Source organism: Deinococcus aquatilis DSM 23025 (assembly GCF_000378445.1).
In the GTDB taxonomy this organism is placed as follows: domain Bacteria; phylum Deinococcota; class Deinococci; order Deinococcales; family Deinococcaceae; genus Deinococcus; species Deinococcus aquatilis.
Genome location: NZ_KB899701.1, coordinates 94,405 through 109,193 on the forward strand (window position 1 = coordinate 94,405; position 14,789 = coordinate 109,193).

At 63.9% G+C, this 14,789-nt stretch carries 17 protein-coding genes; 12 read left to right on the forward strand and 5 right to left on the reverse strand.

What is annotated here, in order from left to right:
* The first annotated feature begins 6 nt into the window (after positions 1-6).
* Positions 7-315, forward strand: a complete 309-nt coding sequence (locus tag F561_RS0105840; RefSeq protein ID WP_019009016.1) for a hypothetical protein — start codon at positions 7-9, stop codon at positions 313-315.
* A gap of 159 nt (positions 316-474) precedes the next feature.
* On the opposite strand, the gene F561_RS0105845 is transcribed toward F561_RS0105840, so the two are convergent.
* Entirely contained in the window at positions 475-1,128 is a 654-nt protein-coding gene (locus F561_RS0105845; protein ID WP_019009017.1) for a pyroglutamyl-peptidase I, read from the reverse strand.
* A 74-nt stretch (positions 1,129-1,202) separates the two neighbouring features.
* On the opposite strand from F561_RS0105845, the gene F561_RS24890 reads away from it, so the two are divergent.
* The 9 genes from F561_RS24890 (at position 1,203) to glmU (ending at position 9,285) form a co-directional block, all read left to right on the forward strand.
* A complete protein-coding gene (locus F561_RS24890) occupies positions 1,203-2,063 on the forward strand; it encodes a DNA-formamidopyrimidine glycosylase (protein ID WP_019009018.1) in 861 nt (286 codons plus the stop codon).
* The gene (gene pdxH, locus F561_RS0105855; RefSeq protein WP_019009019.1) at positions 2,060-2,734 is read left to right on the forward strand and encodes a pyridoxamine 5'-phosphate oxidase; all 675 of its coding nucleotides are present in this window, start codon (positions 2,060-2,062) and stop codon (positions 2,732-2,734) included. Before F561_RS24890 ends, pdxH begins: the two co-directional genes overlap by 4 nt.
* 98 nt (positions 2,735-2,832) lie before the next feature.
* The gene (locus tag F561_RS0105860; protein WP_019009020.1) at positions 2,833-3,780 is read left to right on the forward strand and encodes a hypothetical protein; all 948 of its coding nucleotides are present in this window, start codon (positions 2,833-2,835) and stop codon (positions 3,778-3,780) included.
* A gap of 100 nt (positions 3,781-3,880) precedes the next feature.
* Positions 3,881-4,297 (forward strand): organic hydroperoxide resistance protein, encoded by a 417-nt coding sequence (locus F561_RS0105865; RefSeq protein ID WP_019009021.1) that lies wholly within the window; start codon positions 3,881-3,883, stop codon positions 4,295-4,297.
* Positions 4,298-4,590: 293 nt separating this feature from the next.
* Positions 4,591-5,319 (forward strand): SDR family oxidoreductase, encoded by a 729-nt coding sequence (locus tag F561_RS0105870; RefSeq protein ID WP_019009022.1) that lies wholly within the window; start codon positions 4,591-4,593, stop codon positions 5,317-5,319.
* A 278-nt stretch (positions 5,320-5,597) separates the two neighbouring features.
* Entirely contained in the window at positions 5,598-5,837 is a 240-nt protein-coding gene (locus tag F561_RS0105875) for a twin-arginine translocase TatA/TatE family subunit (protein WP_019009023.1), read from the forward strand.
* A gap of 18 nt (positions 5,838-5,855) precedes the next feature.
* Positions 5,856-6,623, forward strand: a complete 768-nt coding sequence (gene tatC / locus F561_RS0105880; RefSeq protein ID WP_019009024.1) for a twin-arginine translocase subunit TatC — start codon at positions 5,856-5,858, stop codon at positions 6,621-6,623.
* Between the two features lie 118 nt (positions 6,624-6,741).
* A complete protein-coding gene (gene lgt / locus F561_RS0105885; protein WP_019009025.1) occupies positions 6,742-7,674 on the forward strand; it encodes a prolipoprotein diacylglyceryl transferase in 933 nt (310 codons plus the stop codon).
* A gap of 150 nt (positions 7,675-7,824) precedes the next feature.
* The gene (gene glmU, locus F561_RS0105890; RefSeq protein WP_019009026.1) at positions 7,825-9,285 is read left to right on the forward strand and encodes a bifunctional UDP-N-acetylglucosamine diphosphorylase/glucosamine-1-phosphate N-acetyltransferase GlmU; all 1,461 of its coding nucleotides are present in this window, start codon (positions 7,825-7,827) and stop codon (positions 9,283-9,285) included.
* A gap of 56 nt (positions 9,286-9,341) precedes the next feature.
* Here glmU and F561_RS0105895 read toward each other — a convergent pair whose 3' ends face one another.
* Positions 9,342-9,779, reverse strand: coding sequence for a winged helix-turn-helix transcriptional regulator (locus tag F561_RS0105895; protein ID WP_245556438.1), 438 nt, complete (start codon positions 9,777-9,779; stop codon positions 9,342-9,344).
* A 91-nt stretch (positions 9,780-9,870) separates the two neighbouring features.
* Between F561_RS0105895 and F561_RS0105900 the strand changes: the two genes are divergently transcribed.
* A complete protein-coding gene (locus F561_RS0105900) occupies positions 9,871-10,617 on the forward strand; it encodes an SDR family oxidoreductase (protein WP_019009028.1) in 747 nt (248 codons plus the stop codon).
* A 155-nt stretch (positions 10,618-10,772) separates the two neighbouring features.
* Here F561_RS0105900 and F561_RS0105905 read toward each other — a convergent pair whose 3' ends face one another.
* Positions 10,773-12,146, reverse strand: a complete 1,374-nt coding sequence (locus F561_RS0105905) for an MFS transporter (RefSeq protein ID WP_019009029.1) — start codon at positions 12,144-12,146, stop codon at positions 10,773-10,775.
* Positions 12,147-12,303: 157 nt separating this feature from the next.
* Positions 12,304-13,689: an MFS transporter gene (locus tag F561_RS0105910; protein ID WP_051096830.1), complete on the reverse strand. Its 1,386-nt coding sequence runs from the start codon at positions 13,687-13,689 to the stop codon at positions 12,304-12,306.
* Between the two features lie 84 nt (positions 13,690-13,773).
* On the opposite strand from F561_RS0105910, the gene F561_RS27100 reads away from it, so the two are divergent.
* Entirely contained in the window at positions 13,774-14,187 is a 414-nt protein-coding gene (locus F561_RS27100; protein ID WP_157451599.1) for a GNAT family N-acetyltransferase, read from the forward strand.
* A gap of 20 nt (positions 14,188-14,207) precedes the next feature.
* On the opposite strand, the gene rnhA is transcribed toward F561_RS27100, so the two are convergent.
* Positions 14,208-14,768: a ribonuclease HI gene (gene rnhA / locus F561_RS0105920; protein ID WP_019009032.1), complete on the reverse strand. Its 561-nt coding sequence runs from the start codon at positions 14,766-14,768 to the stop codon at positions 14,208-14,210.
* Positions 14,769-14,789: the final 21 nt, after the last annotated feature.

The following is a 14,789-nucleotide window of genomic DNA, read 5'->3' on the forward strand; positions in this document are numbered from 1 at the left end:
GTCCTGATGCCCACCGAGCGCCCCTTCCTGCATGACCCCGATCCGGGCGGCACGACGCCGCTGGGGGCCGTGCCGCCCGCCCTGTTCGATCTGGCCGTCAACCGCGCCGACGCTGCCCTGCGCGGCCTGCGCCCCAGGCATCCTGAAACGGTGCTGGCCGCGTGGCACGCCCGCACCCGTTTTGCTCGCCGCGTGCCACTGGCCGCAGTGCTGATCGCCCTGTCCCGCAAGCCGTCCGAGCCGTCAGAGGAAGGCTGGTACTGGGCCGGGGGCGAGGCGGGAGCTTGGGTGCCGGGGCGTGCGCCGTTTCCGTAATGGGGTTTGTCTTCTGGCCCCAGTTGAAGCTGCGTGCAGACCCCCAGTCTGCTGTGCAGCCAGCCCCCCTTGAGGGGAGCGCAGAAGATGTTGTGTCCTCCCCTCAAGGGGGGGCGTTGCCGCTGCAACGGGGGGTTCACCTTCCACCTCTACCCGTCCCTACCTCAACGCCTCCGCCGCCACCAACACCGCCCGCGTCAGTTCTTCCTGGGGCAGATAGGGAAGAGGGGGACGGTCTGGGGACACGGCCAGAGCAACCTCGGCGTTGGCAGGCAGGTGCAGGAATCCGGTGGGCACGTGGGCGCGGCCCTGTGTTTGCAGGATGTAGAGCGCGTGGTACATCACAAAATTGCAGACATAGAGGCCCGCCGTGTTGCTGATGTCTCCCGGAATGCCCGCCGCCCGCCACGCCTCCACGATGCCGCGCATCGGCAACGTGCCCAGCAGGGCCGGGGGGCCGCTCACCTCGGCAGGTTGGTCGCGGTAGGTCTGCCCAGCATTGTCTGGAATCTGAAAATCCATGACGTTCAGGGCCACGCGTTCCAGCGTGACATGGGGCCTGCCCGCCGCGAGTCCGGTCAGCAGGACGGCGTCAGGCCGCAGTTCGCTCAGCAGCGGCAGCAACCGGGCGCGGGCGGCGTGAGGTTCGACGGGCAGCAGGGCCGAATGGATGCGGAGGCCGCCGGGCAGGATCAGTCCATCCAGCACCTCCGCAGCAGCGGCACTGGGGTTACTGGGATGGGTATGGAACGGCTCGAAACCTGTCAGGAGCAGGGTGCGGCCAGCGCTGGAAGTTCTGGCGTCTGGAGTCATGGGAGCAAGATACGCAATGCGGCGAGGCAGCCTAGAGCACACAGTTCAGGCCCGCCGCGTCCTATGCTCGCCCCATGCCCGAACTCCCGGAAGTAGAAACGACGCGCCGCAAGATAGAGCCGCTGCTGCGGGGGCGCGTGATCGAGCGCATAGAACACGACGCGCCGCATAAATACCGGGACACCCATCTGGCTGTGGGCCGCCGCATCACCGGACTGTCCAGACGCGGCAAATACCTGATGCTGCAACTGGCCGCCGCCGAAGCGGAGGGCACGCCCGATCTGCCACACGACCTCGAACTGATCGTGCATCTGGGCATGACCGGCGGCTTTCGGCTGGAGGCGGGCAAACACACCCGCGTGACCCTGACCACCGATGAAGGCACGCTGCACTTCGACGATTCGCGGCGCTTCGGCAAGATGGCGGTGGTGCGCCCCGGCCAGTACGCCATCATGCCCACGCTGGCCGGAATGGGGCCGGAACCTCTGTCGGACGATTTTCAGGTCGCTGACTTCGTGGAGCGGGCCGCCACCTGCGGGGCCGTCAAACCGTGGCTGCTGTCTCAGAAGCCGGTCAGCGGGGTGGGGAACATCTACGCCGACGAGAGCCTCTGGACAGCCCAGATTCACCCGGCCCAGACCCGCCTGAACCCGGATGAAGCCACGCGCCTTTATCACGCCATCCGCGAGGTCATGGGCGCGGCGGTGGAGGCGGGCGGCAGCACCCTCAGCGACGGGACTTACGCCCAGCACGACGGCGAGGCCGGAGCGTACCAGCACCGCCACCATGTGTACGACCGGGCCGGAAAGCCCTGTGACCGCTGCGGCACCCAGATCGAAAAAATCGTGCTGGCCCAGCGCGGCACGCATTTTTGTCCCCAGTGCCAGCAGGTGCGGCCTCAGCCAGTGCAGGGTCAACAGGTGGGAGCGGTATGACCCAGCCCCCCGAACACGACCTGACCGCCCTGCGCCTCAGCTACACCCGCGCCGAACTGCGCCGCGCCGACCTGAATCCTGATCCCCTCTCCCAGTTTCAGGGCTGGTTGGATGAGGCGATTGCTGATGGCCTGCGTGAGCCGTATGCGCTGAGCCTTGCGACCGCCGACCGCGCCACAGGCCGCCCCTCCGTGCGAACCGTGCTGCTGCGTGGAGCCGATGCACGCGGCCTGACCTTCTACACCAATTACGACTCCCACAAGGGCCATGATCTGGCGGGCAATCCGCAGGCGGAACTGCTGTTTCATTGGGCCGACCACGAGCGGCAGGTGCGGGCATACGGCCCGGTGGTGCGTGTGGGTGAGGAAGAAAGCACCGCCTATTTTCATGCCCGCCCGCGTGAAAGCCAGTTGGCCGCCCATGCCAGCGATCCGCAGAGTGCACCCGTCGAAAACCGCGCCACCCTGGAGGGGAAGCTGGCCGATCTGGAAGCCCGCTTTCCCGAAACGCTGCCTGTGCCCAGGCCTGAATTCTGGGGCGGGTTCCGCGTTCAGGTGCAGGAGTGGGAATTCTGGCAGGGCCGCCCGAACCGGATGCATGACCGTTTCCGCTATAGGCCGTCCACTGACCCTCAGGCGGGAGCTTGGAACATAGAACGGCTGATGCCCTGAGCTTTTTGTGGTGCGTCATACGGTGTGCCCCCGCCGGATAAAGGTCAGCCAGGGAGGGTGCCTGAGCAAAGGCGGGCAGGCACGGCTAAACTGCAAGCATGAGCCTGAGTGTGGTGGAGTCCAGCGTGCGCTCACGCGTGGGCGATCCTGCGTTCAGTGCAGATGTGCTTTTGGTCACTCCGCAGATCGTCGCCGTGCTGAGCGGCATGGATTTGAGCACTGGCAGCCAGAGCCTGACGCTGCCGCACGGCCTGACGCCTGCCCGGTTCGCCGCCACCATCGGCGCGGCGGGCCTGCGGGCGCTACCCGAAGAGGTGACGTTGCGCGGCGCGGTGGATGCCCTGACTGCGGGGCTGGCCGGAGCCCTGGCCCGCGTTGGGCAGACGAGATCGCCTCTGAATGTGGGCTTTGCCTTCGCCGCCGTCAGTAATGCCCGGCGCGAGGTGTGGCGTGTGGGGCCGATCAGTGTGCTGCAGGAAGCCTCCAGCGGAGCAGCGGCGCTTCCGCCTTCGCTGGCAGCAGTGGCAGCGGGCCGCGCCGTGATCCTGCACGCGCTGCTGGCCGGAGAGCGTCAGCGCCGACTCCAATACGGTGAACTCCGGCCCGGTGAACTGAATGTGGCTGGAGCAGCCTTGCCCGGCGCAGTGTTGCCCAGCGCAGGGTCGCCTGGAACGCTGTTGACCGGAGAACTGGCCCACAGCCTCAGAACGCATGATCCCAGCCTGCCCCTCGTGGCTCCGTTACTGGCTGCACACGCTGCCCTTGCCAACGATTCCGGCCCTCTGGGATACGGCCTGATCAATGGTCGCCCCGTGCCCGACAATCTGCTGCACATCCACACTCTGACGCCTGGCAAGCACGAGGCGGTGTTTGCCACGGCGGGCTACCCTCAACCCGGCCCCACGTTGGCCGTGACCGAGCGGTATCTCACCGAACTTCTGCGGGCCGATCCTCTGCTGATCGAGCGGCATCCCTACATCCGGGCGCACCGCCCCGACCACGAGGGCTATGCAGACCGGGCCTACCTGCGGGTGCGGGTCAGGTAAAACGGCGTCCGGAACCTGGACGAAATCCGTAGAACTCCACAGGTAACGCCCGCCTCATGTCCCTTGCCTCTGCACACTTGCGGAGCGCATTCTGGCCTCTATGAGCAACCTTTATACGGCAGAAGCAGTCGCCACCGGCGGACGCAGCGGAACCACCACCAGCACCGACGGGCGCATGACCCTGAATCTCAGTGTGCCCGCAGAAATCGGCGGCGACGGCGGCCCCGGCACCAACCCCGAGCAACTGTTTGCGCTGGGCTACGCGGCCTGCTTTCAGGGCGCTCTGGGTGTGGTCGCCCGTCGCCAGAAGATCGAACTGACCGACGACAGCACCATCACCGCCCGCGTGGGCCTGGAGAAAAAGGGTCTGGGCTTCGGACTGGATATCGAACTCGTGGGCCACTTTCCCGGCCTGACCACCGAGCAGGCAGAGGGCCTGATGCACGCCGCGCACGCCGTCTGCCCCTACAGCACCGCCACACAAGGCAACGTGGACGTGCGCCTCAGCGTGGTGTGAAGACTGTCAGTGATGAGTAGGCAGTGTCAGTAGGAAAAGCGTGGTGGCCGAGTGCTTCCGCTTTGAGCTAGAACCTTTTTAGACGCTCTCCTCAAATCTTTGTGCTCCAGAAACACGTTCGCTGTGTTTCTGGATTTTTTTGGGTGACATGGTGTGCCTCAGAAAGAGTTCGCGCCGTCCTCTCCCTTTCCAGTATTTTTTTCGAGTTTATTGGAATCCATAGCTCATCGGTGACAGCCCGTTGGCGATGGCTCAGAGCTGAAAGGGCCTGTGCCCCGGTGTACCGTACCCCTATGACTCTGTTCAGACTGGAAGGCAGACGGGCACTGGTGACGGGCGGTAGCCGGGGCATCGGCCTCGCGGCGGCACATGACCTGATGCGGCTGGGCGCACATGTGACGCTGGCCGCGCGGGGCGAAGAGGCCCTGAAGGCAGCGGCAGACGCCCTCGGCGCACGCTGGGTGGTGGCCGATGTGAGCACCCCGGAAGGCGTGCAGGCCGCCCTCGCCGCCGCCGGGCAGATCGATATTCTGGTCAGCAACGCGGGCGGCCCGCCCCCAGCCCTGCCCAGTACCGTGACCGAAGAGGCGTGGCAGGCGGGCATCAATACGACCTTCCTGAGTACGGTGCGGCTGGCGGCGGCAGTGTTGCCTGGAATGCGGGAACGGCGCTGGGGGCGAATCATTGCCATCACCAGCCTGACGGTGGGGCGGCCAGCCCTGAATCTGCCCGTCAGCAACGCGATGCGGGCCGCCGTGACCAACCACCTCCGCACGCTGGCCCTCGAAGTGGCCGCCGACGGCGTGACCTGCAACACGGTGGCCCCCGGCTACACCGCCACCGACCGCCTCCGCGCCCTGCACGCCGATCCTGCCGACGCCGACAGACTGACCGCAAAGATTCCCGCCCGCCGTTTTGGTGAACCCAATGAGGTGGGGGCCGCTGTCGCGTTCCTCGCCACCCGCGAGGCTGGATATATCACTGGGCAGGAAATCCTGGTGGATGGCGGCTGGAGTATCTGAAGTGGAGTGGTGTTTGCTGGCCTGCCCCATTGCCCGCGCCTTACCTCTAAATCAAGATTTAATGTTGACTCCCATTTAACCCACCCGTGATCCAATCTGGCCTGCCCCGCATACATTCAGGGTAAGAGGGGCGCAGAACAAGCCAATTCAGCCGGGCCTATCTGGACGGGCCACAGAAAGCAAGCCCACACAGCCCTTCGGGGGCACGCGCTACCCTACCTTCAGCCGCTCGGCCCACTTTCGGGCAACGTATCCCCGTACCCATCAAGGAGCAGAACATGTCACTAGGCCCACTGGAAATCATTCTGATCGTTGCCGTTATCGCCCTGATCTTTGGCGCACGCAAACTGCCCGAACTGGGTAAGGGCCTCGGCCAGGGCATCAAGAGCTTCAAGAAAGAAATTCATGACCCCGTGGCCCCAGTCGTGACCGACGTGCATTCTCATACGCTTGACCCGGTACGCACGGCAGATGGCCGGATCGTAGAAACGACCGTCACCGAAGTCGAGCGGCGTTAAGGACGGGGAGGGGCGGTCATGATGCAAGACCTGAAAAGTGCGCCGCTGTTCGACCACCTCGATGAACTCCGCAAGCGCCTGATCTACAGCGTCATTTTTCTGATCGTGGGCATGGGCGTGGCGTGGAATTACCGCATCGACCTGATCGAGCTGCTCAAAGAGCCGCTGCAATACTCCCAGCTCTATCAGGCCGGAAAGGTGCAACTGATCGTCACGCAGCTCACCGACCAGTTCCTGCTGAGCTTCAATATTTCGCTGTGGGCGGGGCTGGCGATTGCGCTGCCGTTCATTCTGTGGCAGGTCTGGGCCTTCGTGGCTCCGGGTCTGTATGCCAGCGAGCGGAAATGGGCCGTGCCCTTCATCGCCGGAGCGGGCCTCGCTTTCGCAGGTGGTGTGACCTTCGGATTCCAGTTGGTGCTGCCGACCATGGTGCGCTTTTTCGTGGATTTCCTGGGCGGCACCGTCACGCCGCTGCTGAATCTCGCCAGCTACATGGGCATGATCATCACGTTCCTGGTGTCGTTCGGACTGGCCTTCGAGATGCCCATTCTGGCCGTGATCCTGACCCGCATCGGTATCGTGAATCACACCATGCTGAGAAAGGGCTGGCGCTTCGCGCTTGTGGCGATCATGGTGGCCGCTGCCATCATCACGCCCACCCCCGACCCCGGCAGTATGTTGCTGGTTGCTGGCCCGCTGTACCTGCTGTTCGAACTCGGCGTGCTGCTCTCCCGCGCCTTCCGTATCCAGCCGCCCGCAGAAGAAACGCCCGCTTTAGAACTCTGATTTTCTGTCCCTCCGGCCCGTCTTCCGCTCAGAAGATGGGCCGTTTTGCTGTTCTTTCGGCTCTCGCCTCCATTTCATACCCAGCCTGCCTTTATCCGGCATACACTGACCCTGACTTATGGATCCTGTTTTCTTACAGATAGGCAGTTTTACTATTGCCTGGTACGGCGTGCTGATCACGCTGGGCATCGTCGCGGGCGTGTGGGTGGGCACACGCATGGCCCGGCAACGTGGCCTGAACGTCGATCTTTTCAACGACATCATCTTGTGGATGATCATCTGGGGCCTCGTGGGGGCGCGGGCCGTGTTCGTGGCAACCTCGTGGCATCAGTTCGAGAACATTCCCTTTCCCCGCATTCTGCTGGACATCGTCAACCTGCGTCAGGGCGGCATTTCTATTCACGGCGGTCTGATCGGCGGCATTCTGGTCCTGATCTACTACACCCGCCGATATAAGCTCAATTTTTACCAGTACGCCGACCTGTGCGTGCCCGGTGTGGCCTTCGGCATCATCGGCGGACGCATCGGCAACATCATGAACGGCACCGATACGGTGGGCCGCGTCACCGGCTGGCCCATCGGTTACCGCTGGCCCGACTCGGCCCGCGCCTTCCATGACGGCATGTGCGTCAAAAACGCCAACCCGGACATGGACCTGTCTCAGTACTGCCAGCAGATCGGCGGGCAACTGGTCATGACCGCGCCCGTACACTTCACACAGCTCTACGGCGTGTTTATCGGCATCATCCTCAGCATCGCCGCCTATTTCTGGCTGCGTTCGCGCAAGCCCGGCTGGGCGTTCTGGCAGTTCTGGCTGTGGTATTCCATCCTGCGGGCGGGTCTGGAAGAAACCTTCCGCCTCAATCCCCTGATTCCCAAAGCCTACCTGAGCCAGGGGCTCGACAAACCGGGCATCGGCCTGTGGACCGAAACCCACCTGATTTCTATTCCCCTGATTCTGGTCAGCATCTGGCTGTTGATCAGAATTGCCAAGCAGCCCGATACGCGGGTCGATCCGGTGCCTGCCGTCACGCCCTCGAAAACGGCGTAAGGCCAAGTCCAGTTCAGCCGTTCGGAATAAAAATCAGTGTGAAGCGGGCGGGCAAGGGAAGAAAGTTTCCCCTGCCCGCTCCGCTTTGGGGTGGCTTATCTGGATTTATCTGCGCCATACCTCACCCCGGCCCCGTAAACTAGCCGAGCGATGAACAACAGTAACCGTCCACTGGACGTAGTGATATTGGCAGCGGGCCAGGGAACCCGCATGAGGTCGGCCCTGCCGAAAGTGCTTCACCCGGTGGCGGGCCGCCCGATGGTGACGTGGGCCGTGAAGGCCGCGCAGGAACTCGGCGCACGTAATGTGGTCGTGGTCACGGGTCACGGGGCTGCCGCCGTCGAAGCAGCGCTGGCAGGTACGGGCGTGAGTTTTGCACGCCAGCAGCAGCAGCGCGGCACGGGCGACGCCTTCCTCAGCGGGGCCGACGCGTTGCCCCTCTCCGGCTCGGCACAGGCGGGCGACGCCGATATTCTGGTGCTGTACGGCGATACGCCTCTGTTGCGGCCCAGCACCCTGCGGGCACTCCTGCAAGACCATCAGGCTCGCGGTAGCGCCTTCACCATCCTGACCGGAGAACTGCCCGACGCCACCGGATACGGGCGCATCATCCGCGACGAGGCGGGCAACGTGACCCGGATCGTGGAGCAGAAGGGAGCCACCGACGCCGAAAAAGCGGTGCGTGAATTCAACTCTGGCGTGTACGTGATGGACGCCCGCGCCCCCGAACTGGCCCGCCAGATCGTGCCCAACAGCGTCACGGGCGAGTATTACCTTACCGATCTGCTGGCCCTGTACCACGCCGCCGGAGCCGCCGCCCACGCCTTCAAGCTAGCCGATATAGACGAAGTCATGGGAGCCAACGACCGCACCGGGTTGGCCGAAGCCGAAGCGATTTTGCGGCGGCGCATCAATACCGCGCACATGCGGGCAGGCGTCACGCTCATCAACCCCGATACCAACAGCATCGAAGACACCGTGACGCTGGGTCAGGACGTGATCGTCGAACCTGGCGTGATCCTGCGCGGCAAAACGCGGGTGGCCGACGGCGTCATACTGGGAGCGTACAGCGTGATTACCGACAGCGTGCTGGAAACGGGCGTGGTCATCAAGCCCCACAGCGTGCTGGAAGGCGCGGTGGTGGGCGCGGGCAGCGACGTGGGGCCGTTTGCCCGACTGCGTCCTGGCTCGGTGTTGGGTGCGGGCGTGCATATCGGCAACTTTGTGGAAACCAAGAATGCCCGTCTGGATGCAGGCGTCAAGGCCGGACACCTCGCCTACCTCGGAGACGTGACGGTGGGCGCAGAAACCAACATCGGCGCGGGTACGATCATCGCCAATTTCGACGGCGTGAACAAACACCAGACCCAGGTGGGCGCGGGCGTGTTCATCGGTTCCAACTCCACCCTGATCGCGCCGCGCACGGTGGGCGACGCGGCCTTTATCGCTGCCGGAAGCGCCGTCCACGAGGATATTCCCGAGGGCGCTCTGGCGATTGCACGCGGCAAACAGCGCACCATGGAAGGCTGGTCGCGCCGCTACTGGGGCGGCATGCGCGAAAAAGTAGGCCAGAAATTGCCGTGGCTGGCTGGGTGGCTGGAAAAGCAGTAGACAGGGAAGATTCAGCCCCCAGAGGTAGCCCACTCATTCACTGACCTCAAAACGCTCTACCCCTCTGCACCCTCCCGCCGTTCCTGAAAAGTTCGGCGGGCCTTCACTATGGTTTCCCGGTGCTGATCGGCCCAGATCCACACGCCGCAGAAGGCTTCGCTGAGGCTGAGGCCCAGTTCGGTGAGCCGGTATTCCACTCTGGGCGGAATCACCGGAAACACGGTGCGCGTGACCAGCCCATCGGCTTCCATCTGCCGTAGCGTCTTGGTCAGCATTTTCTGGCTCACGCCGCCGATCAGTTCGCCCAGCCGGGTAAAGCGCAGTGGGCCGTGTTCGGTCAGGGTTTCCAGGGCCAGCATCGTCCATTTGTCGGCCACCCGGCCAATAATTTCGCGCACGAGGGCGTCCAACTCCGGGTCGTCCTGCTGATCGTCTTTCAGATGTTCCTGCAAGGGCATCGGCCCAATACGGTTATCTGTTTTGCTGTCTGACACGATACTCTCCTTTGGGTACCTATAGCGCTCTTCGGTGCCTACTTCCCGTTGGTGCGTAATAAGTTTACGATGCGGAGCAAGGAGAACCACCATGAACCACACAGGCAACACCATCTTGATCACGGGCGGCGGGTCGGGCATTGGCCGCGCTCTGGCTGAAGCTTCTCAGCGGGCAGGCAATCAGGTCATCATTGCGGGCCGCCGCCAGGAAGTGCTGGACGAAACCGTGGCCGCCAATCCCGGTATGCAATCAGCCCTGCTGGACATCGCAGACGCCGGGGACATCCGCCGCTTTGCTGCCCGCCTGACTGCTGATTTTCCGGCCCTGAACGTGGTGATCCACAACGCCGGAATCATGCGGCCCGAACAGTTGCAAGCTGCCGAGCTGGACGATGCCGAGGCCACCATCGCCACCAACCTGCTTGGCCCCATCCGGCTCACGGCGGCCCTGTTGCCGCACCTGTTGGCTCAGCCCAACGCCGCGATCATGACCGTGTCGTCCGGGCTGGCGTTCGTGCCTATGGCGCTGACGCCGACCTACAGCGCCACCAAAGCGGCGATTCATTCCTACACCCAGTCTCTGCGCCACCAACTGCGGGGCACGGCTGTAGAAGTGTTTGAACTCGTGCCGCCTTATGTGCAGACGGAACTGATGGGGCCGCAACAGGCCAGCGACCCACACGCCATGCCGCTGCAAGAATTTATAGACGAAACCATGTCGCTGCTGGGCCAGATGTCGCAGGGCGGGGAAGTATTGGTAGAACGCGTGAAGCCGCTGCGATTGGCCGAGGCGACGGGCAATCATGAAGCCATGTTCGGTCAGATCAACCGGGGGTAAGAGGAGCAAGAGCAACCAGCCCTTGTCCTCCCCTTAAGGGGGGGCGTTGCAAAGCAACGGGGGGGTTTACCTTCCAACTCAACAACCTAAGCGGGAAGCCTTGAGACAGACTCAGGGCTTCCCGCTTTTCCTACCGCCCACCACCTACAACCCAACTATCCTCCCCGCGCCGCCGCCAGACCGTCCAGATATTCCCGGTCGTCTACCCGGCGCACGCTGGGGTTGAGCAGTTGCAGCGCGGCCACCACGACCACCAGCAGGCCCATGCCCACGATGACCGGGCCGGGGGGCAAACGCGTAGCGAGGGCTGAAACCAGCGCCATCCCCAGCGGCACCGTAAAGCGTGAGACCACCCGGCGCACGGCGAACACGCGGCCCTGCATTTCGCGGGGGACCTGGGCCTGCCAGATGCCGCCGCTGTGGGCCATCGCAAAGGGCATAGAAAAGACCGTCAGGCCAAACAGCGCCGCTGTGAGGGGCAGGCTGCGGCTGAGGCCCATGCCGATGATGCCGAGGCCGATGATCAGGCTGGGAACCAGAATGCCCAACACGCGGTTGTGTTTCAGGCCGCCCCATGCGCTCACGACCACGCCTCCCAGGACCATGCCCGCACTGGTGACGGTGGTGATGATTGCCAGAGCCGCCGCGAAGCCCAGGCCGCGGGCCGTCCAGTCGTCTTCCAGCGTGTAGCGGGTCAGCAGGGTCTGGTATACGGGGATCGCACTGGCAGCAAAATTCACGGCGGCTCCGATCAGGAGCAGTTGCAGCAGCGGCGGGCGGCGCGTCAGGTACGTCCAGCCCAGACGGGTATCGGCCTTCACGGTCGCCACCGCGCCCCCGGCACTCTCGGCGGGCGGCGGGCTGGGAATCTGAAGGCGGGTCAGAACCAGGGCGGCCAGCAGATAGCTCAGGCCGTCTACGCCCAGGGCAAACGGCACACCGTCCCCCAGACCTGACAGCCAGCCACCCGCCCCATTCTTGCTGAGGAGGGCAGGCACGCCGATCAGCAGCGCGGCGGCGGCTGGTCCCAACAGTCCACTGATCTGGCGCGTGGTGTTCAGCAGCCCATTGGCCCGCGTCAGATGCTCGTCGGGCACGATCATGGCGAGGCTGGCGTCCATCGCCGCCTCATGCATGATGTCGAGCGATTGGGTGGCAATCACAAACAGGAGCAGCACCCAGAACGGCGCAGTCGTATAGAACATCAGGGCGGCCATTCCCAGCGTCAGCAGGCCGCCCAACGTATCGCACAGCGCCATCAGCTGTCTGCGGTCGGTGCGGTCGGCCACGCTTCCGGCGATGGGGGCCACCAGCACGGCCAACAGGGTCGCGGCAATCGCCAGTGCGCCCGTTGCCAGCGCAAACTCAGCCTTCTGGTCAGGGGCCGGATAGAGCGTTTGGGCCATATAGATGGTCAGCGCGAACCAGGACAGGGCGCTGCCAAAACGGCTGACCGACTGCGACGCCCACAGCGCCAGAAATGTCCGCCAGCCGTTTGCAGGCACGCCGGAAGAAACAGGGGTTGACATGTGGTTGCCACTGTAGTGCGGGTGCTGTGACCCTGTGTACAGATGTTCATGCCGCGCCGTGGAGTTCAAAAAACGCAGAAAAGCCCGTGTCAGAGCATTTTCATTTATGAGAATACGGCACTGGCTCTGGTGGCAGCTTTACCAGGCGAGTCCGTCCTCACACCCTGACTGCGGGGGCCGGGGCGTTGGGCAGGTCTTCTATCCGGCGCATGGCTGGGTTCAGCAGTTGCAGCGCCGAGACTGCCGCCATCACCAGACCTGCCCACAGCAACACGCTGCCGGGCGCGAAACGGGCCGCCAACAGTCCGACGAGGGCGGTTCCGAGGGGCACCGTGAATTGCGCGATCAGCCGCCGCACGCTGAAGACGCGGCCCTGCAATTCGCTGGGCACCTGTGCCTGCCAGATGCTCTGCGAATGGGCATTCATGATCGGCGTCATGATTCCGAACAGGGCGATGGCCGCTGCCGTGAGTACCACGGTTCCGGCCACGCCACTGAGGGCCTGTGCCATGCCTGCCAGTACCATCGGGATCAGTACACCCAGTACCCGCTGCCGCTTGAGGCCGCCCCACACGCTGATCAGCAGGCCGCCTGCCAACCCGCCCGCGCTCATGGCGGTCCAGAGGGTTGCCAGCCCCGTTTCTACCGTCAGCCCGCGTGCGGCGAGGTCGGGGGCCAATGTAAATTTGACCAGCAGAGGATGCAGCACGCCCACGCCGCTGGTCAGCAGATTGATCGAGGCGAAGGTCAGCAGCAGGTGCAGCAGCGGGCGACGGGCCAGAATAAAGGTCCAGCCCACCCGCATATCGGCCCACAGGCTGGGCTTATTGGGAGCTTCGGCGGCAAGGTCGGCCCGCACCGGGCTGGGAATGCGCAGCCGCCACACCACCAACGCCGCCACCGCAAAAGACAGGCCATCCAGAGCAAAGGCCAGAGGCACGCCGTCCTGTAATCCGCCCAGCCAGGAAGGGCCACCGCCCCGCCTCGCCAGCGCAGGAAGCCCGATCAGGAGTGCCGCCAACGCTGGACTCAGCAACCCCGACAGGCTCCACAGGGTCTGCATCATGCCGTTGGCACGTGGCAGGCGCTCGCGGTGAACCAGACTGGAATAACTCGTATCGAAGGCTGAGCCGTGAAAAGTACCCACCAGCCCCAGTGCCGCTGTGAACAGCACGAACAGCCAGATCGGTGGGTTGTTTGCCAGCACCAACGCCACTGCGCCCGCCGACAGCACGGCGTTCAGCACGTCTGCGGTCAGCATCATTCGGCGGCGGTCCAGACGGTCGGCCAAAGCTCCAGCCAGTGGCGCACCCACGATGGCGGCCAGCGCCCACCCCAGCGCCGTCAGAGACAGGGCCGCCGCCAATTCCGGCTTCTGAGATTCCAGCGGAAAGCGGGTCTGGGTCAGGTAGATATTGAAGGCAAACCCGCTCAGACCGCTGCCCAGCACGCTCAGCGCCTGAGAACTCCACAGCCAGAGGAAGGTGCGCCAGCCGCCATTCGTATCTTTGGGCGTGGGCAAAACGGGTGATGCGGGGGGCATAGGCTCAGGCTACGGCGCGGGGGGCAAAGAGGGGATAGGCAGGATGGCTTGTGGGTGGATGAGGGGCCACCCTTAAACTGAGCTGTGCTGCGTCCAGAGACCACTCTTACGCCAGAGCTAAAAACCTTGCTGAGTCTGGCAATGTTCCCCGACCCCCAACGGACGGCTCAGACCTTGGCTACCTATGCGAATGATCCAACTCGGCTCGTCTACGCTTGGAGTGTAGGTGGGCAAATGGTCAGCGCGGCGGGAGTTAGCGTTCAGGTCAGTGGAAACGCAGCAGAGGTGCTGCACATCGGCACAGCGCCGCAGTTCAGAGGGCAGGGATATGGGCGGGCCTTACTGCACGGCATCAGGGCGCACCTTGGTCTGACAACCTTAAGTGCGGAAACCGACGACCAGGCAGTCGCCTTCTACCGCCGAAGCGGGTTTGAGATCGCTCCTTTGCCCTCCGTATGGAGTACGCCGCGTTTTCGTTGCACCCTCAGCGGCGTCTGAATTCTAGGCGTTGCCCAACCTCACCCCGCCCGCAGCTTTTTGCGCTCCTGTACGGCCAGCACGTCTACGCGCTCATTTTCGCCGTGCCCCGCGTGGCCCTTGACCCAGATAAATGTCAGGGCGTGGATTTTGGCCTGCTCCACCAATTCTTCCCATAGCTCCTGATTTTTCACCGGTTCCTTGCTGGCCGTTTTCCAGCCGTTGCGCTGCCAGTTCAGAATCCAGCCATCGGTAAAGGCCTTGCGGAGATACTGGCTGTCGGTGATCACGCGCACCTGGCAGGGACGTTTCAGGCTTTTTAGCCCTTCCAGCAGGCCGCGCAGTTCCATGCGGTTGTTGGTGGTGTTCTCTTCGTTGCCGCTCAGCACGAGTTCGCGCTCACCAAAGCGCAGGATGCAGGCCCAGCCGCCGTGTCCGGCCTGCGTATCGCACGCGCCGTCGCTGAACAGGTCGATCTGTTCGCCTGCTATGGGTACGGCGGGCTGAATTCCGGCCTTGATGGGCAAACGGTCTCTTGCCGCACTTTCTGCCTTTTTTGCGGCAGACTTCTTGAAGGGGGCTTTGCCGCCGGGTCTGGTCATAACTCCGGAACTGTAGACAGC